The organism is Nostoc sp. UHCC 0251 (assembly GCF_034932245.1).
GTDB lineage: Bacteria > Cyanobacteriota > Cyanobacteriia > Cyanobacteriales > Nostocaceae > Nostoc.
The window spans coordinates 14,747-37,369 of record NZ_JAYGHD010000002.1; the positions used below are offsets into that span (position 1 = coordinate 14,747).

Sequence of the window (22,623 nt, forward strand, 5' to 3'; positions counted from 1 at the left end):
TTCTTGGTTGACTGACTACTAATGCAGCACCAGAGAATTACATAAATATGGCACAAGACAATCGAGAATTCATCAAAGTCAATCGGATTCTGGGCAAACAAGCCAGCATTGGGCCAATTCCGGCTGAACAGCTACTTCCTTGGATTGCCATCATTGTAGTTTGCTATGTTCTCACCAATGGTTTACTCAGTATGGGTATGGGTTGGTTCTTTGCCACCTCGTTCTGGCTAATTATCAGTTGGTGGATTCTCACAGGCAAACAGCCCCATCAGTTTTTAGATCGATGGCGTAATCCACCGGGAACAGAGTGGTGCAATAGTAACAGCATTTACATCTCACCGATCCCCGAATATCGACCCTGGTGGGTGCGTCGGCGCTATGCAGACTCGCAAGTGCAAATCCGATTCAAGCCACTGATTGTACCGAATCAATATGGAGGCAAAAGTAAGCTCATGCCCTTCCAAAATGAGGTAAACATCTGCTGTATTGCAGAAATTAAGAAGGATGATCGTGAAGTGGCTGCCCTGTTATTGGATAAAGGCAACTCTCAGTATCAACTCGTGTTTGGGTTTCGCATCGCTGGACTGCATGACATCCTCCATGAAAATGAGGTCAGCGAATTTGCCCACTCTATCGAAGAGGGTTTGAAAGAACTACCCCCCGGTGAAAAAATTACTTTTTGTACAGGCTGTTATAGTGATGATACTGAGTCATATTTCCTACAGACAGGCTCTACCAAGGGAGTACCCCACAAACGCCAAACCCCGCTTAGTGCCTTAGCAGACGATTGCCACTTGAAACCAGTTTCTGTGCTGCTTCGCAACGAGCAATTGCGGGTGGAACAACTCAAGGAAGCAGGTTCTCGCCAAATCTGGAATCAAATTGCCTTCTGTACTTGGACGAGCGATGATGAAGCTGGTTCACAGCAAAAGGATTTTGTAGGTGGACTAATTGAAAAATTCAGAAAATTTGGCTCTTGGGCAGTTGAATTGATTACAGGGAACAAACGCATTTACCAAGAGGAGTTTTTCAAAAAGCTATTACTGCAAGGGTTTCAGCAGGGATTTATCCAGTGGGAATTGCTGCTCAATACCAAAATTGGCTTAGAAGTAACACCTTGCAATGCTACAGATTTGTGGCAGTGGCTTTGGAATCGATTTAATGAGGGTGCAGCACCTCCTATTCCCCAAGTCATTACACTGAAGGAGACTGAGACGGGACTGGAGTTAACAGAAACCTCAACCACCGATAAACACATCTGTACATTACTGATTGAAGGACAGCAGGGACGTTCCGCTTGTCCCGAACATCGGGGAGATAATGACCGAGTTTACCTCACAGGTAAAAGCAAGGTTTGTGGAGTCATGGTTGTAACAGATCCCCCCGTCGGTTGGTCTAATGCCCAAGAGCAGCTAAAGTGGGTCTGGAAAATCCTTGCTTCCAGCTACGTCCACGATACAGAAGCTTGGATTGAAATCAGCCGTAGCAATGACTTCTTAATCCAAGACAACCTGGCGCGTCAGGCAAAACAATCCAAAACAGCCCGCACTTTAGCCATAACCAAAGGACAAGGACGGGACGTTGGAGCGGAAATCAAACAGGAGGAATCCTTTGAAGCCCAACGACGACTCTATGAAGGGACGAAAGCGTTGCACTGTGCGCCTGTATTTCTAGTTTACCGCCACAGTGCCCAAGAGTTAACCCACGCTTGCAACTTATTGGCTAACAGTTTTGAGACTGCCAAAGTAATTCGAGAGCGTAATATTGCTTGGGAAATTTGGCTGCAAACCCTACCAATTACCTGCAAATGGTTGCTGCACGGAGGCAATCTCAGCGAACGCAGAATAACTTTAGATACTCATACTGTAGCCGGGATTATGCCCCTAACTGTCCCCAAGGACATCGATAAACAAGGTGTGGAATTCCTTACCAGTCGTGGTGGCAAGCCTATTTATGTTGACTTATTTCACCAGCAGATTGGACGCGCTCTAATTACAGGTACTTCCGGCTCAGGAAAGAGCGTTTTGGGATGGCGGTTTGCTTTAGAGGCATTAGCGAACAATATTCCCGTTGTTGGTATGGATATCTCTGCTAGTGGTAACAGCACTTTCAAGACGGCAATTGAACTTTTGGGCGAGCAAGGAGCATATTACGATATTTCCAGTGGCAGCAGTAACCTACTGGAACCGCCAGATTTGCGACGGTTCGACAAGTTAGAACGGGAACGGCGCATGGAATCTTGGAAAGACTTTATTCGCAAAGCATTAACAGCGATCGCAATGGGTAAAGTCGAAAACCCCCATTTAGCTCAACGGGTTGATGCTTTACTGGTCAAAGCTTTGGACGTATTTCTAAAAGACCCAGAAATTATTACTCGTTACAACCGAGCCTTTGAGATGGGTTGGCTTTCACCAGAATGGCAGCAGATACCCACGCTACCAGATTTCGTCAAGTTCTGTACCAGAGAGCGCCTTAATCTCAGATCCTTTGAAGAAATTGACCGACAGGCACTTAACCAAATCCAAAATCAGGTTAGCGCTTTACTGGCATCTAGGTTGGGGAAAGCGATCGCTCGTCCCAGCACTTTTTCCCCGTTACCGGCGATTAAATTCTTTGCCCTCAGTGGATTGAGTAACGAACAGGATGCTTACTTGATGGCAATTAACGCCCATAGTGCTTGTATCCGTAATGCCTTATCCCATCCTAAAAGTTTGTTTATTGGCGATGAGCTTTCCGTATTGTTACGTAAAGATGGCTTTGCCCAGATTATAGGCGAAACCTGTGCCACGGGAAGGAAAGAAGGCATTGCTGTTCTGCTGTTGTCCCAAGACCCGGATACCATTTGCGAGTGTTCAACAGGCGCTCAAATTATGCAGAACATGACCTATCGGATTACCGGACGTATTACCAGTAGCGGTATTGCTTCTTTCCAACAGTATCTGGGCTATCCCGTCAATATTATCAGTCAAAATGCGACTGAAGCATTCTTGCCCCGTACCAGCGACCTTTATTCCTGCTGGCTAGTAGAAACAGGTGGTAGATTCTGGCGTACCCGCTTTTACCCAGGGGAAATGATGCTGGCCAGTGTTGCCAATAACCAGGATGAACGGGAAGCACGAGAACGGGTGATGGCTCAGTATCCAGATACCCCCAAAGGCAATCTGTTAGGACTGAGAGCGTTTACTGATGCTTACATTCCTGCTTTGAAGGAAAACAGAGGGTTTAAGCATATTGGTAAAGAGATAGATCAAACCCCAGTATTGCGCGATTGGTTACGCCCAGCCGTAAGTCCTGGGGACAGGCCCCACCAAAGCGGAGCATCTCTGCAAGGAGAAAGCGATCGCCCAGAGAGTAACGATGGCCAACAGGCTCAAAGTAGCCTGATTGCAAGTTGATATATCTAAAAACTGCATTAAGGAAGGTGAATCATGAAATCTAAACTTACCTTTATCAGATTGATAGCACCGATTCTAATTTTGTCACTTGGTTCTATCACCAGTCCAGCCCTTGCTCGCACTCAAGACAACGGTCGAGATCCAGTAGCTGCTGCTGTTAGTAACAAAACTACTGGTAGTAGTATTTTCACCTCAGACACAGCATCTCAAATCAATGATTTTGTGGGAGATGTCAAAAATTTCGCTCAAAATGACCTATTTAATCCTCTTGGCAATCTGCTCAATTCTGCCTTGGGTGCAATTCAAATTCCAGATTTAAACAAAGTTTTGGCAGGAATCATGAACGGTTCTGCCAACAACGATCCTGGTGCGGTGCTGTCTGAAACTTTGGAGAACAAAACCAATGGTCAAAGCTCTTATGGTATCCGTGAAGACCTTGGTAAATATGCTACTAGAACAGTTGCTACAGAGATCGCTAATCAGGCTACTTTGAGCCAAACAGCCCAAAGTCAGATGGCTCAAATTAAGCAAGCTACTCAACAAGATACTCAAGAAAGCGTCAGCTTGGGTGAAGAATCCCAAAGTTTAGATGTCACCCAACAGATTTTGCAAAACCTATCCCAACAGACTGCCCTTAGCAGTCGCGTCAACGAGCGGATGCTTATTGAAGCCCAGCAAGCACGCATTGACAGGGCATTAAGTAACACCTTAACCGCTCAAACAGCCAAGGAGCTTTCAGCCATCAATACTGCCGATCGCCGTAAAAGTGTTGCCGCAGGCAATGCTGCCACTCAACAGGCGGGCTTATTGATCATGCCTGGTGGCATTACCCTTGGTTCTGACAAGCAGTAGCTTTGATTTCGACACTCATGATGCACATTATTGCTCAATCATTTCCAGTAACAGGCGGAGAATCCGATGCCCTAGAAATTATCTCCAGTTCTTTAGAACTTTCTCGCGCCACAGTTGAGTCGTGGAATACCGTCTGGCTAGTTACTTTAGATCCGCTCGGTTCGGCATTATGGATTGGCTTGATTAAATTGGGCATCACCTTGGGAGCCGCCAGCATATTATTTGTGGCGCTAACCACTGGTAAGGAAATCATTGAAAAGCAATCATGGTCAGAACTGGCATCAATCTTTGTTTGGCCCTTCGTGATTATGATTTTCTTGGGGGCCAACGGCAATATGCTGGCGAAGACAATTACTGTTATCCGAGGCTTCGCTTACAACCAAGTGCAAAGCGTTCTTCAGCTTCAAGTTGGTGAACTAACATTTCGAGATGCTATTACCAATGTGGCAATTAGCAGTATCGCTAGACAACAGTTAGAAAACCTCTATAGCGAATGTCAAGGAAAAGTCGGTACAGAGTTAGTTGAATGCTGGAACTCAAAGCAAGCCCAGGCACAGGCAATTGTTACCAAAGCTGAAGAGCAAGCTAAATCTCCACTCCAACCACTACGAGATTTTGCTAGTTTTCTCTGGAATAGAACTTTGCCTGGTCAAATCGGTACTGCTGTTCAGTTTGCCAATGATCCAGGTAGTGTGTTTCGAGATACTGCCATTCCAATTATTCGCTTTATCCTCTATGCCCTGCAATGGGGCTTTGTAAACATCTTGGAAGCTGCTCTGCTGCTGACGGCATTATTTGCACCGATCGCAGTTGGTTTATCTCTGCTGCCATTACAAGGTCGTCCTATTTGGGCGTGGCTGACAGGGTTTATTTCCTTGTTTGGTGTTCAACTTGGTTACAACATTTTAGTGGGTTTAGCAGCCGTCGTGCTGGTGAAGTCGGGTGCTGAATTAGCATCGGATGTAGCATTTTTATGTTTCCTGAGCATCTTTGCACCAGTTTTGGCGGTATTGATAGCTGGAGGTGGGGGAATGGCTATTTATAACGGCATTTCTGCCAATGTCAAAGGCTTAATCGATATTTTTAGCAGTGCCATTGGAACTGCTACCAGTATTGCTCTACTCCGCAGGGGGTAATACCAATTTTGGATTTTAGATTTTGGATTTTGCGGAAAGTCTGTAGCAATAACCCGCAGGGTGCGCCGACTTCCGCCTCTTTGTTAGCGCAGCGTAAAGCCAAAGCCTGCGGCAATATCAACTCTTAGAGACGCTACGCGTAGCTTGCTTAAGAGCAGGGGTACGCTTAGAGCGACCGAGGAGCGTCACTTTTGAAGACAGCCAATCACGGGAAAATCCCACAATCAAGGGATGAAAATCCTTATTCCCCTATTCCCTATTTTCAAGCTAGACGGTCATGTAATGAATCACACAACGAGGGCATGAAAATTAACCTACCCTCATCCCCAGTCCCTAGTCCCCAGTCCCTATTTTCAAGACAGGCATCATAACTTTCCAAGACGAATTAAAAACCTTTAACACAAGGCTGTTCGGTGGATTTTCAAACAATACTATTTATGCCAATTTGGTATGACTCTGCAAATTAAACGACTTCAAGCTCCATTGCTTCCAGAAGCCAAAAACCTCCTAGCTGTTTGCTTTATCTGCCTAACTGCATTTAACGGTCTGATATTTTTGTTGACTCTATTCACCGCTTTCAGGGTCAATAAAATCGCCGATCGCAAGACGACCTTTGCCCAGTTGGTAAATGGCGAGACAATCTACATTTCCGAGCAAGACCGCAACTGGCGCTATCCAGCTGTAATTCAAAAGGTAGTTAGTGACTGGACAACTCTAACATTTAACTGGGATGACAAACTCACTGGCACTAATCAACCAGACCAAGGCATTCAAGTTGGTAGAAATGGGCGGATTCCCACAAATACTTGGTTTGCTTCCCTGCTACTAGAACCGGAATTTGCCAAAGCTTCTCTACCGAAGATTGCCGAATTAGTTCCCACTAACTTCTTTTCAGGTCAGCTGCGTAGTACCACTATTATTTCCTATCTGTCAGAACCAAGAGCAGTACGACCTGGGGAATGGGAAATAGACATGATTGCTACCCGTATCTTAGTTGACCGAACTACTGGTAGAGATGAGCGTATTCCTTTTAACCGCACCTTTACCGTCCAAGCAGTGGAGATTCCCCGATCTCCTTTAGGTAAAGATGCCCCTCTGGTAGAACAGAAAATTTATGAAGTGCGATCGTCTGGACTGCAAATTACCAAGATGGTTGAGTTCAATTCTCAGCAACGACGCTAAAGGAAAAAGGTAGAATTATGAGCAATTCAAATCAAAACCATGAATTTGACTACCTAAATCAAAACTCTGGTGATTCTTCGCCGGAATTCAACAGTACTAACGGCAATCATCGCTCTAACCAAGCCACTTTGGTTGCTGATGATGATATCAGCCCTGAAGAGGAGCAGTTGTTGGCAGGTTATAATCCTACTGCAAATCACCTCATTTCCGAAGAATATCGCTTGAAACAAGATGCAGAAGGAGCGGTAGAGCGACCGTTAGCAGAAAAACCTAGTGTTCGACTAGGTTCAGTAGTTGGCTTAGTAGGAATGCTTATTGGCTCTGTAGCACTGATCTGGTTTGGATTTCTCCAACCGAAACCTCCTGTTAAACAAGTAGTTCAAACTCCTACTACATCTCCAAAAGGCGAACCAGTTTTAGATGAATCTGCCGAACTGAAAAGCAGATTAGCGTTTCAAGACCAACAGCAACAACTTAAAGTGGAACCTGTTGCGGCTAAATCCCCAAGTCCAACCCTACAAAATAAACCCAAACCAAGGCCATCTCAACCTCAAGAGACTTTTTCACCGCGCACAACTCCTGCATCACGCATAACACCAATAACTCCTGTAAGAATTTCTCAAGCTGCGCCCCCAGTAGTGCGGTATATTTCTCCAAATCCTGTAAGTTATCAAGCTTCATCACCAATACGACAGCCTGAAAGTAATGTCGATCCTTTCCAGCAGTGGAGCCAACTAGCTAGTCTGGGACAGTCGCAAATCGGTAACTCTAAAGCAGCTGAAACTCAGTCAGAAGTTGCTGTGAACACTCAAATTCCAACAGGCTCGAGACCAACAGCTAGGGCATCCATTTCCACTCCCGAAGACCCTGGTATTCAAACAGTTTTAATTGGCTCCAAAAGCACTGACAGTAAAACTGATAATTTGACTCCAGGAATGGTAGGTATCCTCAATCGCACCCCTGTAGCTCTAGCCAATCTCAATGTCAATGAAACTAAAGAGGTAGCACTGGGTACATCTGCCCCAGGTAGAATTATCATGCCGATGATTTGGGATCAGGGAGGGAATAATAAGAGCGATCGCTTTGCTATTGAGTTAACCAAACCTCTCACAGCCACAGACGGTACGGTGGCACTCCCGGCTGGTACTGTTTTAGTAACGAAAACAGTGGCAGTAGGTAAAAAGAATAACTTGGTATCTGCTAGTGCGATCGCGCTGATTTACCCTGACTCCCAAGGCACAGTTAAACAGGAAACCATTGCGGCTGAGACTTTTTTAATTCGCGGTCGAGGACAGCAACCGTTAATTGCTAAAAAGCTGAATGATGTGGGGACAGATATTGCCCAACAAGATTTATTAGTTGGATTACTCAGTAGTTTGGGTAAGGTGGGAAGCATAGTGAATCAGCCCCGCACTCAATCTAGCACTGTTGTTTCTAGTGGCACTTTTAACCAAAGTACTATTACTAGTAACTCTAATCCTCAGATTTGGGCGGCGGCGCTAGAAGGCTTTTTTAGTCCAGTCAGTGAACGTCTGTCTAGACGCTCTGACCAAGCAGTACAAGAATTATTACAACGTCCAAATATCCAGTTTTTACCTGAAGGTACAGAAGTCTCGGTTGTCGTCAATAGTTTTTTGAAAGTTGAACGATGATACCAATTTGGTACGAGTAGCCAGCAATTTAAAATTCAAACAGATTGAAGTCGAGTTATCTACAGCATTCTGGCTCTTGAATAGATACAAACTGAACGTTCTACAACTTAATTTTTGAGATTACTAGAACAGTTTATAAGTCAAAACTTCTAGTCCAAAATTCTTTCATTGGTATGAAACAATTTGCCACTCTTGTTATTGCTAGCACCACAATACTATTTGGGGTGACGATACCTGTTGTACAGGCACAAGCACAAACTCCTGCATATCGCTTGATTGAACGGGATATGGCTGCAAACAACAGAATTCAGGTTCAAATTACTCCAGGACGTGCTACACCTATTAGCTTCACTCAAACCGACGAGGCGATCGCTTACATTTTGGTAGCAGACCCTTCACGACTCGTCTACACCACAGATACAGATTTAAAAAGCGGACGCGCCACAACCATCTTTCTGAGGGCAATCCAACCGCTAAAGTTTCCAGGGGCTACCACTACTGCCATTACTAACTTACTTGTCCAAACTATAGACAAAACGGGACAAAAGCGACTCTACAACTTCGATATCGTTCCAAAGCGTAGAAACACTGAGTATGTTGGTATTCAGATTGCAAATGCGTTGGTCGTACCCTTACAGGGAAGCAAGCTACGCATAGCGGACGCACCAGAAGACGTTGCCGTCCCCCTACGGGGAAGCAAGCTCAAGCTACGCGCAGCGTCTCCGATAGGCTTCGGCACTGCACGTAGACGCGGAGCGGCTTCTGAAAGTAGCGCAATCGCTGGACAACAGACACTATTAATAGATAAAAATCGCAGAGCGAGAGTAGATGATATTGAAACCGGGCTGAGAATTGCTATTAATCGGGGTTACACCAACAAAAGCGATCCAGTTGTTCCTAAAGTGCAGCAAGTTTTATCTCTGTTGCGAAATAGCAGAGTAACAATCCCAGAAGCAGCTACATCTGTTGGTGTTCCAGTTGAGGTTATTTCTGAATTAGGAAGAATCGCCTTAAATGACCGCCTACTCAGACTAGGACAGCAACGCTAGAGGTGATGCACTGGGGAGAATACAAAGGAAGTCAACAACTCTAAAATAGTTGATATACTGCTCACGGCTAAAAACTGAACTTCTGTCATACTGAACAGAATGACAAATGGCAAAACCAGACATTTCTAATGCGTTTGCGATCGCAGGACAATCACAAATTTTTCTCCCACCAGTCCAACAAACAGCTTGTCACTTTTAGCACCGAATTTCAATTACTGTACCGTATATACTGTGCTTTGTCCAGAATCCTTTATGAACAAGCTTTTTGAGACTTAACGGGAAAAGTCAGGTCTAGGAGAAAGAAAAAGGTAATAAATGCATAGAGTGTAAAGTATTGTTGCACAAGCGTTTCTTTTAGGTGCGACCTTGCAACACTTTTGCTGGGTTGTACCAGTCGCAATTGGGGGAGCTAAACCAATGCTATTAACAAGGTTATCTAATACTGGCTCGCTAGTAAGTAGGTCGGCATGATAAAACCCATGTATGTTTAGTTTTGTAAAAACTCTAGAATTACTGATTTATAAGCTGTTGACTGATTTTGCATTTCGTCACATAGGTTGATTTTTCAACGCAGACTTACTTCTTGCGCCTTTAAGTTTGTATATAAAATTTATAAATTTTGTCAAAGTAGATTTTAGAAATCAAAAATATCCTTCATACTTTAAGACAGTAATCCTACGTATAATTTAAGGAAGGGATGGCAATGACATCTCTATTACAGCGACTAAGTGCAGAACGAAATCGCAGATTTGTAGGACGTGAGCGGGAAGTGGAGCTATTTCTTGATGCGATCGCATCAACAGAATTACCTTTTCACATTTTGCACGTCTTTGGCCCCGGTGGTGTGGGCAAGACAACGCTCATGCAGCAGTTTTTGCGGTTTTGTGAACGATCAAAAATCTCAACTATTTACGTAGAAGCACGTAATATAGAAGCTGCGCCAGAATCTTTTCTTAGCACGTTGCGTTCGTTGATGGGATTGAATGAATCAGATTATCCTTTACATGTGCTAGCCCAAAGACAAGAACGTAATGTAATTTTAATTGATACCTATGAAGCTATTACCCAGCTAGATGAATGGTTGCGAGAAGTATTCTTACCCCATTTATCTGTTAATACCTTAATTGTGATTGCTGGCCGCAATCCCCCCTCATCTGCTTGGTGTAGCGATCCAGGTTGGCAAGCTTTGATGCACACCTTGGCCCTACGCAACCTTACCCCAGAAGAAAGTCAAACTTATCTCACCACACGAGATATTCCCACCACACAACACCAGGCGATTCTAGAATTTACCCACGGACATCCTCTAGCATTATCTTTGGTTGCTGAGGTGTTTGCTCAGGGAAAAGAAATCTCTTTTCAAGCAGAATCTGCTCCCAATGTTGTTAAAACACTGTTGTCAAGATTCATAAAAGAAGTACCAACGCCCTTACACCGGATAGCTTTAGAAGCTTGTGCGACGATCCGGCTGACTACCGAAGCCGCACTAAATCAAATATTGGCTGTGCCTCAAAATACTTTGACTGGTGAGGCTCACTCTTTAGGGGAAACACTTGATGTTCACGATTTATTTGAGTGGTTGCGCGGACTGTCGTTTATCGAATCAGGGCAATTGGGTTTATTTCCCCACGATTTAGCACGCGAAGTTTTAATTGCTGATTTGCGTTGGCGTAATTCGGAATTCTACACGGAATTACACCACCGAGCGCGTCAATATTATACTAAACGACTAGGACAAACCCAAGGGCAAGAAAAGCATCGAGTGCTACTTGATTATATTTTCTTGCATCGGGATAACTCGGCGATTCGATCCTGTTTCACCTGGGGTGAGCAAAGTAGTTTATTGACGGACTCACTACGGGAAACTGACAAAACTGCACTCCTGGGGATGGTGGCAGAATACGAAGGCGAAGAATCAGCAAAAATAGCAGCTCACTGGTTGAAGCGCCAACCGCAGAATGTAGTAGTATTTCGTGACTTGCACTCCGAACCTGCGGGATTTGCAATGATGGTGGCATTGCAGACAGCAACTGTTGAAGATTTGAGTGCAGATCCGGGCGCTCTGGCATCTTGGCAATATCTCCAAACCCGTGCACCATTACGCAAGAGCGAAGGCGCAACTATTTTCCGCTTCTGGATGGCGCGGGACACCTATCAAGCTGTTTCCCCCACCCAAAGTTTAATTTTCATTAATTTTGTGCAGTATTTTCAGAAGACACCGGGGTTAGCATACACCTTCCTACCTTGTGCCCAAGCAGATAGTTGGACAGCAATGTTAAACTACTTCGACTTAACACGACTTTCTGAAACCGATTTTAAAGTTGAGGGAAGACACTATGGTGTTTATGGGCATGACTGGCGAATTGTCTCACCTGCCGCATGGAAGGAAATTTTGGCCCAAAAAGAGGTTACAACTGCCGGAGAATCTGTAGATAATACTCCAGTCGGTGAACCTCTGTTAGTTCTTAGTCAGCCAGAATTTGTGGAGGCGGTGCAGAATGCGTTACGTAACTTTAGTTGTCCCGATGTATTACAGAATAATCCCTTAGTGCGATCGCGAAGCGTACAGGAAGTGTTCTCGCGCTTAGTGTCAGAACAAGTTGCCACAAAAGCAAGTACGAGCCAGAGTCCAAAGGAAACGCAACTCTCCGAGCAGCCAGACTCTGGGCAAAGCCAACGCATTAAAGTTTTACAAAATCTGGTGAAACAAGCAGTTGAATCCTTACAATCATCCCCGCGTGATGAAAAACTCTACCGCGCTGTTTATCGAACTTATTTAAATCCCGCCCCCACGCAAGAACAAGCAGCTGAGTTACTAGATTTGCCTTTCAGTACCTATCGCCGCCATCTCAAAGCTGGGATGACGAGAGTTACAGATATTTTATGGCAAAGAGAAATTAGCTAACAGCGAAAATTTCGAGTGCGGAGTGCGAAATGATTTCGTGAGGGAGGATTTCAAAGACTCAAATTCAGCCAAAAAAGTTTTTCAGCCTGTGACAAGCTAATTTCAAAGTAGCCTATTATGCACAAAGCAGTTATTAAAGAAATGAAGATAAATCGTTTCATATTTTCCTCAAAATAAGATTTTCTGACAAACTCATCACATACAACTAGCAATGAATTTAAATAGACTACGACTATTCTTAGTTATTGCTACTTTTGGGATTTTAGATTCAGCTATTAACAGGCGATTGCCCGTTAAATTAATACCAATTATCCATTAATACGCACTTAATATTTATTCAACAAACAGCCAAGTATGCAAAGAAAGAAATTAGTTATTAAGTGCAAGTTTACAGAGAATTGGTATAAGTAATGAATCTGGATGATTCATTCGGAGGTTAGTTGACAGATTTTAGCTTTTTTAGTTTGCGCTTTAGTATTAAGGTGCTACCAATAATCCCAAAGACTACTGTGCTGGCGATTGAAGAAGGTTCGGGGACAAGTGTAATATTGCCAGGGCCTGTGATGGTATTGGTAAAAGTACCAAAACTGTTATTGCTATTGTCAAATCCAGTAGTGACTAAAAAGTATTGATTATTGGCAGTTAAGCTCAAGCCACTAAAACCAGATGTGCCCTCATCTGGAAAAGGATCATTCCCACTGAGTAAATTAACTAATGGGGTAGTTGGGTTGAAGCTGTTTTGGTACAAGAACTGGATGCTCAGGAAAGCTTGAGAACCTACAACATTATATGAGCCTGTAGTATCAACAAAGAAAGGCTGGCTGTAATAAGGGACGGCAGTACCATTACTAGAAAGTGATGTAGGTGGGTTAGTACCACCTTCAAACCCTTCCGTTTGCGGACGGTTAAAAGTTAGTGCATTTGTTGTATCACCTGAGTATGAAATGGTGGATGCCTGAGATGGCAGGATAACACTTATAGATAGAGCGATGGCTACGCCCGCCGCAGGTATCGCAGCAGAGGCAATAGGGATTGAACGTAAGAGCGATTTTTGCCAAAAATTAAATGAACACTTACTCAAACTCTTAAGCTTGGCTGTTTGTGAAAACTTGGTAGAGCGATGAGATAGATTGTTTTCTGAGACGATGGATTCTTTAATTGCTTGTGACATATAGTTGTTTTAGGTTATTTTTACAAAACTGAGTGCTTTGTATGATTGCACTTTCATCTAGTTCCAAGGATGAGCGAGCAAAGCCTGGGAAGTAATACTTAAGCCAATTAGGGTAATACATAAGGCACTTGCTACGGGTAACATCTTGATCCTGGGGATCTGGAGTGGCAAATGCTCAAACCGATTTTTGGCGTAGACTAGCATTAAGCCGATTCCAGTTAGTACGGCTGCTAGACCTAAGCTAAAGGCAGACACCAGCGCTAGTCCAAAGCCAATTCGTCCCATTGCGATCGCACTCAGCAAGACTACTAAGGCTGAAGGACAAGGTAACAAGCCGCCTGAAATTCCCAGCGCTAGTAGGCTAGACCACTTCAAGGAAGCACCGTGAGGTGGTAGATGTGAATGCTCATGATGTAGGTGATGGTGATGATGCAAGTCGTGGCTGTGTTGATGACTATGTACATGATCGTGTGAATGAGAAACCTGAGTCCCTTGCAATCGACTGATAAACAAATTCAGACCAATTACAGTTACCAGTACACCAGAGAGTACGCTTAACCAAGGGTACAATTGCTCTGTCAAGATAAACTGGGATGTGCCAAGAGTGACCAGCCCCAGAGCAAATATGCCAGCAGTATGGGTAATCGTCATAATCAGCCCCAGAAATAGGGCATGTTGGGCATTACTACGGGAACCCACCAAATAAGCACCGACTATCGTTTTCCCATGACCAGGGGACAGGGCATGTAAACCACCCCATAAAAAGGCGATCACTAGAGCTATTAGGACAGTCAGGAAGTTATGATTTTCCTGGGTAATTAGGCTAGTGAAAAGATCGTTGCTTCTTCCTGTCAAAGCATTATCTAAGCGGCTGGATAATTTAACAGACGCTGGAGGCGCTTGTTCACTCGATATCGTAGACGGATTGAGTTTAAAAGAAATCCGACGCTGATTCAGAGGACTGCTGAGTAAGTCCGTAGGGTAATCTCTCAAACGGTTGGTGATACTCGAAGAAGTAAAATCACCTTGAATAGGAACGCCATTTGCAGCGACAGTAATTTCACGCCAGCCCAAACGCTGTGGATAAAACTTATCTTCAAATATTAATTGATTCGCGCCTACTAACTCCCTTGTCCCTTGAAAGTTACAACTCAGCCGCAGTGTAGATAATCCTCCTACACCTGGAGGAAATTCGACTGTTGATTTTATCAAAGACAGAGCTAAAGGCTGTTTATTAATCAACAATTCCAGGTTTGAGTTGACTTCCTGACATTTTTGCTCAGGGTATTGAACCGTCTCTACAGTATCAGCTTTGCGATCGCGATTAGTATCTAAGTGATTAATTTCCTGAAAAGCCGGAATCTCTGCCATGTCTAGAACATAATCAATCCCCACCCCATCGGTTGCTACCTGCACTCCTGCGTAGTGATTGATGGTAAAATTGCCTAAAGGATGGGCATCCGCCTTCGGCATCCAAAATAAACATATTGCGATGATTGCAGTATTCCAAGCCAAGTAATGTAGTAGCTTTTTCATAAAGAACTCCCTATAGCGTTAGGGGTGGGAAAAGAGACAGAGGGTATTAAGTTAGCCAAGACTTGACGAGCTTGATCGGCATACTTGTGATGAAATTGAGGATTGAGGCTAACAGCTTGAGTTAATCGCTTTATTGCTTCCTCACGCTTACCTAAGTGAAACGCAATCATGCCAGCATGAAATTGCAGCAAAGCATCCTCTGTTCCAAAACGAGTTGCCTGTTGTGCTGCCCTTTGCGCTTCTTCCCATTGCCCATTAGCCGCAGCTGCCCAAGCCAACGTATCCTCTGCATATACATCGTCTCGCACTGCTACTTCACTACGGGCAATCTGTAGAGCTTCTGTTAAATGAATTCCGTGTTCGGTGTAGTAGACTGCTAAAGCGCGATCATAGATTCCTTTAACCTTGCTCAGATAAGCGACTACCCCGATTAAATCTTCAGTTTCATCTGCGCCTTTTTGGTCGAGAAGAGCTACTTGAGCATCAGCCTTATACGAGAGCGTTTCTACCAACGGCATCAGTTCTATACCCTGGTTTGCGATATTTAGAACATCCTGCCATCGATGCTGTGCCGCATAGAGGCGGGCCAGCCCTGTAAACGCAGCTATATGCCGTGGGAAGAGGTCAAAAGCTTCCCGATATCGCTGCTCAGACAGGGCAAAATCCCCGACTGCAAAAGCCAGATCCCCAGTCCGCACATGAAACCAAGCACGGGTTTCTGCACTCGTCGTGTAGAAAGAATCCATTTCCTGCATAGCCTCATCTAACAACTGCCGTGCCGAGGCGAGATTGCCAGTTAACTCTAAGTAACGGGCGACAACTGCGTTATGACCAGAGTTCGATTCTTCTTCAGCAAGGTTTTGCAAGAGTTGATGAGTTGCTTTATAGTCGCCCAACTCCATTTGAATCGATGCCAAGAGCGAGATAATACTGGGATTATCAACAGATGAATTATTTAATGCTTCTAAAGCTGATCGAAACTGATGCTGAGATAGTAAAGCTGATGCTAGGAGCATGGAAGAAATATCATTATGGAGCGGCTGTAGTGCCAGGGATCTACGTGCTGCTTGTTCTGCTCGTAACACATCGTCTATATCTCCAATTTCTCGAAAGCGCCTCAAATATTGATCGGCTAACAGACGTAAAAATATTGAGGAATCGGGAGATTGGGCAACTTTCTCCTCATAGACGCTGATAATATGCGATCGCTCTAAATAATCAGGGAAGACTAAATCTGACTGCTTTCCTGGTAATATCTGCCTAGAATTAACAGTCAGCAGTTGCACAGCAGAGGAATATGTGCCTAACTTACCATTGGTGTAGCCTAAACTTAGCGCTTGTGTATCACAGGGTCTTAGTAAAACCAGTAGGCTAGTCAGCACTAACACCCATAGTATTCGTAGATGCATAAACCTTACAAAGGATTGCCTAAATAAGGGAAGGTAGGAAGAAAGTTGGCATTATTAGGCCCAACATTATCGCTAGTTAGCCCCGGAATAATACCAGTAGAAATGCCTGTAACTGCATCACCAAAGACAACAGATGCTGTTACATCAATTACGTCATCTTTTGGTCTTCTACCACCAAAATTTTTGCCTAACTGAGTCCCAAAATAACTACCGCTAGGTTTAGAAAGGTCAGCTTGGATAACATCAGGAATCGCTACTGAGATAACTGCATCGGCTATGCCTTTGGGTCTGCCGATAGCTTTCACAAAGGCTTGAATGAATTGGGATTGATTGCTAGCGTCTTTTGTTGGTGTCTGAAGATTACTATTATTATGAGCTTTAAAGTCCATAAAAAGTTCATTCAGGGCTGGAACTGCTAACCGCTCAATCTGAGCAAAATGCCCATTTCTGAGTCTAGGAGTTTTAACACTAGTTGTCATCCAAGCACCAATCTTGCCTTTACCAAGCAGTTTCCTGGGTAGCTCGACAATAATTGAGTGGACATTGAATGGAGCTAATGTGTCTTTTGCTTGTCCCGGTGGTCTAAAGGTAAGAACTGTGAAAGGAGGACTGGGATTAGGCTGAAGGCTATAGTTCCGATCCGGGATGATTTTAAAGAACTGTTCCAAATCAAAAAAGAACGGGTCTTTGCGTGTGCCAACAAAGAACTTCATGCCGTTATATGCGGTGAATGTTTGGTTAAGTTGCCCTGTCCAACTTACTGGAAGCAAAGCTGACTCTGTTCCTACTGTGGTTGGACGACATGGGCCGCGGACTGTCACAGTTTGCTGTGAGCCTTTACCATTTACATTGAATTGGAGTACGACATCTTCAATACTGTCGCCAGTGTTATCAATCTTGAACTGATAAAGAACGTTTGGATCGAATGGTCTTTTTTCACCAGAAACGATCAGAGGGTCGAAATCCATCACTAAGACAACATTTTTGGGGTCTGTGGGACTCTCAAACACAAACAAATCTGTGAGATCCGCAGCAGTCAGCTTAGTGGCAAGGAAAGTTGTATCCTGGTGGTCTGAAGCCAAAGCTGTAGGGGTTGCATAGATTAGGACTACCAGCAAAATAGCCACAAATGCGACTACGGGACGAAAAAAATTAGTAGATTTAGTCCAATATAGCGATCGCTTGATCGGAAAAAATACCATATTTTTGACTGCTTTATGTATGAGTAACCTGCCTTTAGTTGGTATAAAAGAGGTAATACTCCGAGCATTTATTCTCATAGTTGCCCTTCTTGAGGTGTTTAGCCTCTACTGTTGGTGTGGAAATAGCAAGTTGATTTGGATTCCAAAAAAGACTGCGGATATTACCGAAGCGCTTCACAGCTTATTTGCTCTTACTACTCACTTTCCAGACCAAAACTTGCTCATTTCTTGCTCACCCTTGTCTATATTGATTTTCAGCTAAGGAATAAAAATTCCATTCTGACTTTTTGATTACTTGTGCTGATTTCCATCAATAAAGCCCTCATAAAAGCTCTGAGGGCATTGATTAATATGTATGTCACTCATCAAGTGCGGAAATGTCTTTTACCCTACCTGTGCTTGGCAATTTCTTTACGCTTGCGTTTTTCAGCGTTTCAAAGTGACGATGCTTTCTCATATCTGGAAAAATCCCAGCCAAAGAAGGTGGAGTAATTAGGTTTTTAACGTTTCAACCACCTTGTTCACGAGTTCCATTGGATCAATTGGCTTGGCAATAAAAAGTTGAAACCCTGCTTTTAAAATACGTTGCTCATTTTTGGCTTCAGCAAAAGCAGTGAGAGCGATCGCTGGAATCTGTCCCCCTTGCTCTATATTGCGGGAGCGAACCTGACGAATCAAGGTAAAGCCATCCTCATCTGGCATACTGATATCACTAATCAGTAGAGCAGGCGATTGCTGTTCTAAAAGTGCCAACGCTTCTTTTACTGATGCTGCCACTAATACATCTGCCCCGGCGCTCTGAAGAACAGTCTGCATTAACATCCGAGCATCTGCATCGTCATCCACAACCAGAATGCACAAGTTCTGCAATTGGGCAATTTTCTGATTGCCATGCAGCAATTCTCCAAGGAATAGTTCATCATTGCTTAACTGCGTTGTCATTGTCACGATAGGTAGCCTCACCGTGAATGTCGAACCCTTGCCGAATCCCGCACTGGCTGCTGTGATATTGCCATTGTGGAGTTGTACAATTGTGAGAGCGATCGCAAGTCCTAACCCTAATCCACCAGCAGAACGAGTAGTGGAAGCATCACGCTGACTAAACCGTTCAAAGACGAATGGTATAAATTCTGCTTCTATGCCCCTCCCTCGATCGATAACAGTAATCTGAGCTTGAGACTCAACTTGTTCCAACCTCACCTCTACACTTTCATTCTTGGAACTAAACTTGATTGCATTTGAAAGCAAATTCCAAACCACCTGTTGTAAACGAATGGCATCACCTAAAACGTTGGACACAGCATCAAGATGTAACTGAATTTGAATGCCCTTTGTTTCAGCTGACAATCGAATAGTATCTGCTGCTGACCGAATTATACTTGCTAGGTCAACAGATTCGATTTCCAAATTCATCTCGCCCTTCTGCATCCTAGCCAGATCCAACAAATCATCAATTAAGCGAACTTGTAGACGGGCATTCCGCTCAATCGTTTCCAGTCCCTCAATTTTCAGTGCTTCATCCATCTCAGATTCAGTTAGCAATAGTTGCGCCCAGCCGTGGAGATTATGCATGGGAGTACGTAACTCATGAGACAAGACAGCGACGAATTCATCCTTTACTCGATTTATTTCTGCCAGTTCCTCAGTCTTTTGTCTCAGTTCCCCCTCTACACGCTTTTGTTCAGTGATATCAATGCCGATTAAAAATGCGGCTTTGTTCTGGTCATATTTTTGAGCCACAATTAAATAACTACGATCTGCGCTTATGGATTTCAACTCATATAATGCTTCAGATTCATCTCCAGCAAAGAAATTTTGCACGAACTCACGAAACCCATTACCATTAGCTAAAAAACCAATATCCTGACCAACAAAAGCTTCGGGAGGCAAATTAAAACTATCAGCTAAGTGCTTGTTGACACCTAAATAGCACAAATCGGAACTGACCCAAGATACAATTCCAGGTACAGCCTCCAATACAGTCTGCAACTGATCTCTAGCAGCTTGCAATTTTCTTTCTGCTTGGTTGCGCTGGGTAATATCTAGAAATACACTTACACACCCCCGCACTTTTCCATCTTCATCAAATAAAGGGGCAGCATACTGCGAGAGATTAATTCTCACACCATCATTACGAACCACCTCAATCTCAGAATCCAGTATTTCCACACCATGAGTGGTAGCATATTGCATAGCTAGTTCTTCTGGAGCTAGTTCTCTGCCATCCTGGTAAACTTTAAAGTTAGTTGGACGTTCATCATTAGGAGCGCTGAGAGAGGCATTTGCGTCAACAGGTATGCCAAGCAGTTTAGCAAGAGCCGGATTAACTCTAATAGTTCGGCATTCTGGATCTTCTGCAATGCCAATGCCAGTTGGAATCACCTCTAACAAAGTTTGTAGTTCTTTAACTCGTCGATTTAAAGCTTGGTTTAACTTGATAATTTTTGCTTCTGCTTGTTTGCGGTTCGTGACGTTTTGGAAGATTGCCAAGCCAGTCAGAATTTTGCTATTTTCATCTTTAACTGGAAAAGTTTGTACTAGATAAACTTGATTGTTATAAGGAATTTCAATACACATTGGAGTACCCTGTAAGGTACTACGGTAAGCTGGTTCTATTAGATCGTAAGTCTCAGGGAGAACAGTTTCGTGCAGCGTTTTACCTTGGAACTCCTCTTTTGGTAAACCAAAGATTTGCAGTTCTGTACCCTCAGCACCCATAAAGCGCATATCTCGATCAAAGAGAAAAACTACTCCATTGGGTAGATTTTGGGTTAATGTTCGGTATAGTTCTTCACCTTGGCGAAGTGAACGCTGACTCTGTAATAAATCTTTTAGATTGATTTGGGCTTCTGTTTTGTCAGTATCTGACTGCTGTTTACTTGACTGGAAGTTAGCAGTTAGCCCACTGATTAATAGACCCTCGATAACAAATAATACAAATTCCAGACTATCGAGAGTAGAAAATGGATTTGTAAAAAAGTAATGACTAGCTAAAGCAGCCAAAAATACTGATGTCAATCCTGAAATGATGCTACCGTACCAAGTACTTATAGCGATCGCAATCAGCCACAAGCTGAAAGAACTTGTGATTCCAGTTAGATGCTCTAGTCCCAACTTGACTAGCAAGGTTACTCCCACACTGAAAAATGCAATCCTGTAAGGCAGGTATTTTTGTTTGATGAATAACATAGAGATGGGAGCAACGCTCCAAAGTGAGGCCGGATAAAAAACGAGCGATGTCTATGGCGGGTCACGCCTATGCTAAAAACTATTTTCAGTGTAATAAATATTTAGTATATTTAAATACGTACTAATGCGTAGTGAGGTCTAATGTATGGTAACATGCGCGAAAATTTGTAATCACAAGAATTAAAGTAGGATTTCCGAGTAGCAATAATTTTAAGATTGAGGATGTTTACCTTCATCGAAAAATATATATGTGCAACTCCAGATTTAACTAAATCATCTGAATGTTAAAAAACTTTCAATATATTGATTTCTGATGATGCCGAATGGATATAGAAACATATATTCCTCAAACCAAAAGGAGTATTCTTTTTCGGAGAAGCAAAACCAACAGCTATCGCTGCATTGAGTGGATCAATTAATGGAATTAGCGAAGCGATGATGATCCAAACACTTCCTACTTTCGCTGCAACAGGTTCTTTTCCATTTCAACTCACCCAGCAGCAGCAAAAAGCTTTAGATGCAATGTGGACATTTATACAGCCAACTGTGATGGCTGCTTTATTTCTGCTGGTTGGCTATGCTGGAACCGGCAAGTCAACTATTGTTTTCCAACTAGTTAAAGTTCTTGTCGTTACAGGTAAGCGAGTTGTACTGACTGCACCCACTAATAAAGCTGTAGGTGTGCTGCAACGCATGGCGGCAGAAAATGGCGTAACTGGCGTAGAATTCTTTACTATTCACCAGTTGTTAGGACTGGGTATGGTAACTAGAGGTAAAGAGAAAGTACTTGACCAAACAGGGCCTTCTTACATCAATCTATTTGATGTTGTCTTTATTGATGAATGTTCCATGATTGGCAAACAACTCTGGCGCTGGATTGAGGATGTTGCTAACCAATCATCCACCTGGACAAAAATCAAAATTATTCTCATGGGCGACCCAGCACAGTTAAATCCAGTTAATGAAGGAAAATCCCCTAGTTTTCAAGTGCCAGATAAAGCAGTATTGACTCAAGTTGTGCGTCAGGGAACTGGTAGCCCTTTGTTAGAGTTTGTCACCGCTTCTCGCTATGCAGTCACCAAGAGCAAGTTTCCTTTTGAGCCTTATGCCAAATATCTGCCTGATAAAAGTAATGGGGCGCTGATGGTTAAACGTCAAACTTTGCTGCGTTATGCCTGCAAAAAAATGTCTAAAGAATTTGCTCAAAACCCAGATTGTTTCCGAATTTTGTCCTGGACTAATACTCAAGTTGACTTTTACAATCAGCAGATTCGCACACATTTATATGGTGAAAATATCAATCGCTTTATTCCTGGAGAGAGATTAATCACCAGAGATCCTGTGATGGCTCCTGATGGTAAAACTACGATTCTTTCTACATCTACAGAGTTTACTGTTTTAGATGTTTTTGGGGATCGTTATAACAACTATGATACTTGGAGGTTAAAGGTAGAGACAGATGAAGGGATTGTGCGTCAAATCTATGTTCTGCATGAAGATGAGCAAAAACAATTTGACCAAGAAACCAAACGCTTACTCAAAAGTGCCAAGCGTAATCCCTTTCTATGGAAGCAGTACTACAAACATTCCGAGCAGTTTGCCAACATCAGAAACTGCTTTGCATTAACTGTTCACAATAGCCAAGGTAGCACTTTCTTAGAAGCGGGTATTGATGGTAAAGATTTGAGTAAGCGACTTTATCCAGAACGAGGAGATGACAGTAAGGCAGTCTTGGCAAAGATTAGAGAGTTTAATCGTTTGTACTATGTTTCTAGCTCACGCGCTAGACAACGGATATTAGTTATCCGGTGATAATTGTGTATAGCAATCTCGACACACAATTGCGATTAATCATTCGTGAACAATGAGAACCCCGATTTATTAGATAAATCGGGGTTCTGTGCCTTGTGGTTTTCACAAATCAAATAAGCTAATGAGCATTTAA

13 protein-coding genes and 1 pseudogene are annotated in these 22,623 nt (G+C 43.3%); 8 read left to right on the top strand and 6 right to left on the bottom strand.

Annotated features, from left to right (window positions below):
• Positions 1 to 47: 47 nt before the first annotated feature.
• From VB740_RS00445 to VB740_RS00475, 7 genes are all read left to right on the top strand, one after another.
• The gene (locus VB740_RS00445) at positions 48 to 3,395 is read left to right on the top strand and encodes a hypothetical protein (RefSeq protein WP_323198142.1); all 3,348 of its coding nucleotides are present in this window, start codon (positions 48 to 50) and stop codon (positions 3,393 to 3,395) included.
• A 33-nt stretch (positions 3,396 to 3,428) separates the two neighbouring features.
• A complete protein-coding gene (locus VB740_RS00450; RefSeq protein ID WP_323198143.1) occupies positions 3,429 to 4,247 on the top strand; it encodes a hypothetical protein in 819 nt (272 codons plus the stop codon).
• 2 nt (positions 4,248 to 4,249) lie between these two features.
• Positions 4,250 to 5,383, top strand: a complete 1,134-nt coding sequence (locus tag VB740_RS00455) for a hypothetical protein (RefSeq protein WP_228043038.1) — start codon at positions 4,250 to 4,252, stop codon at positions 5,381 to 5,383.
• A gap of 450 nt (positions 5,384 to 5,833) precedes the next feature.
• Positions 5,834 to 6,565, top strand: a complete 732-nt coding sequence (locus tag VB740_RS00460) for a hypothetical protein (protein WP_323198144.1) — start codon at positions 5,834 to 5,836, stop codon at positions 6,563 to 6,565.
• Between the two features lie 17 nt (positions 6,566 to 6,582).
• The gene (locus VB740_RS00465) at positions 6,583 to 8,217 is read left to right on the top strand and encodes a TrbI/VirB10 family protein (RefSeq protein WP_323198145.1); all 1,635 of its coding nucleotides are present in this window, start codon (positions 6,583 to 6,585) and stop codon (positions 8,215 to 8,217) included.
• Between the two features lie 173 nt (positions 8,218 to 8,390).
• The gene (locus tag VB740_RS00470) at positions 8,391 to 9,266 is read left to right on the top strand and encodes a hypothetical protein (RefSeq protein WP_323198146.1); all 876 of its coding nucleotides are present in this window, start codon (positions 8,391 to 8,393) and stop codon (positions 9,264 to 9,266) included.
• A gap of 703 nt (positions 9,267 to 9,969) precedes the next feature.
• Entirely contained in the window at positions 9,970 to 12,171 is a 2,202-nt protein-coding gene (locus VB740_RS00475; protein ID WP_323198147.1) for an ATP-binding protein, read from the top strand.
• Positions 12,172 to 12,607: 436 nt separating this feature from the next.
• Here the strand turns inward: VB740_RS00475 and VB740_RS00480 are convergent, their stop codons facing one another.
• From VB740_RS00480 to VB740_RS00505, 6 genes and pseudogenes are all read right to left on the bottom strand, one after another.
• A complete protein-coding gene (locus tag VB740_RS00480) occupies positions 12,608 to 13,342 on the bottom strand; it encodes a hypothetical protein (RefSeq protein ID WP_323198148.1) in 735 nt (244 codons plus the stop codon).
• 57 nt (positions 13,343 to 13,399) lie between these two features.
• The gene (locus VB740_RS00485; protein WP_323198149.1) at positions 13,400 to 14,878 is read right to left on the bottom strand and encodes a nickel/cobalt transporter; all 1,479 of its coding nucleotides are present in this window, start codon (positions 14,876 to 14,878) and stop codon (positions 13,400 to 13,402) included.
• The gene (locus tag VB740_RS00490) at positions 14,875 to 16,287 is read right to left on the bottom strand and encodes a tetratricopeptide repeat protein (protein ID WP_323198150.1); all 1,413 of its coding nucleotides are present in this window, start codon (positions 16,285 to 16,287) and stop codon (positions 14,875 to 14,877) included. Before VB740_RS00490 ends, VB740_RS00485 begins: the two co-directional genes overlap by 4 nt.
• A 5-nt stretch (positions 16,288 to 16,292) precedes the next feature.
• A complete protein-coding gene (locus VB740_RS00495; RefSeq protein ID WP_323198151.1) occupies positions 16,293 to 17,489 on the bottom strand; it encodes a DUF4331 domain-containing protein in 1,197 nt (398 codons plus the stop codon).
• Between the two features lie 389 nt (positions 17,490 to 17,878).
• Positions 17,879 to 17,970 (bottom strand): annotated as a pseudogene (locus VB740_RS00500) (30S ribosomal protein S21); the annotation flags it as partial.
• Between the two features lie 11 nt (positions 17,971 to 17,981).
• Positions 17,982 to 20,678, bottom strand: coding sequence for an ATP-binding protein (locus VB740_RS00505; protein ID WP_323198152.1), 2,697 nt, complete (start codon positions 20,676 to 20,678; stop codon positions 17,982 to 17,984).
• A 402-nt stretch (positions 20,679 to 21,080) separates the two neighbouring features.
• Between VB740_RS00505 and VB740_RS00510 the strand changes: the two genes are divergently transcribed.
• Positions 21,081 to 22,490 (top strand): ATP-dependent DNA helicase, encoded by a 1,410-nt coding sequence (locus VB740_RS00510; protein WP_323198153.1) that lies wholly within the window; start codon positions 21,081 to 21,083, stop codon positions 22,488 to 22,490.
• Positions 22,491 to 22,623: the final 133 nt, after the last annotated feature.

Excerpts from the sequence above, each read along its gene's own strand:
- VB740_RS00445 (WP_323198142.1), top strand. The coding sequence starts at position 48 with ATGGCACAAGACAATCGAGAATTCATCAAAGTCAATCGGATTCTGGGC.
- VB740_RS00450 (WP_323198143.1), top strand. The coding sequence starts at position 3,429 with ATGAAATCTAAACTTACCTTTATCAGATTGATAGCACCGATTCTAATT.
- VB740_RS00460 (WP_323198144.1), top strand. The coding sequence starts at position 5,834 with ATGACTCTGCAAATTAAACGACTTCAAGCTCCATTGCTTCCAGAAGCC.
- VB740_RS00465 (WP_323198145.1), top strand. The coding sequence starts at position 6,583 with ATGAGCAATTCAAATCAAAACCATGAATTTGACTACCTAAATCAAAAC.
- VB740_RS00470 (WP_323198146.1), top strand. The coding sequence starts at position 8,391 with ATGAAACAATTTGCCACTCTTGTTATTGCTAGCACCACAATACTATTT.
- VB740_RS00475 (WP_323198147.1), top strand. The coding sequence starts at position 9,970 with ATGACATCTCTATTACAGCGACTAAGTGCAGAACGAAATCGCAGATTT.
- VB740_RS00480 (WP_323198148.1), bottom strand. The coding sequence starts at position 13,342 with ATGTCACAAGCAATTAAAGAATCCATCGTCTCAGAAAACAATCTATCT.
- VB740_RS00485 (WP_323198149.1), bottom strand. The coding sequence starts at position 14,878 with ATGAAAAAGCTACTACATTACTTGGCTTGGAATACTGCAATCATCGCA.
- VB740_RS00490 (WP_323198150.1), bottom strand. The coding sequence starts at position 16,287 with ATGCATCTACGAATACTATGGGTGTTAGTGCTGACTAGCCTACTGGTT.
- VB740_RS00495 (WP_323198151.1), bottom strand. The coding sequence starts at position 17,489 with ATGGTATTTTTTCCGATCAAGCGATCGCTATATTGGACTAAATCTACT.
- VB740_RS00505 (WP_323198152.1), bottom strand. The coding sequence starts at position 20,678 with ATGTTATTCATCAAACAAAAATACCTGCCTTACAGGATTGCATTTTTC.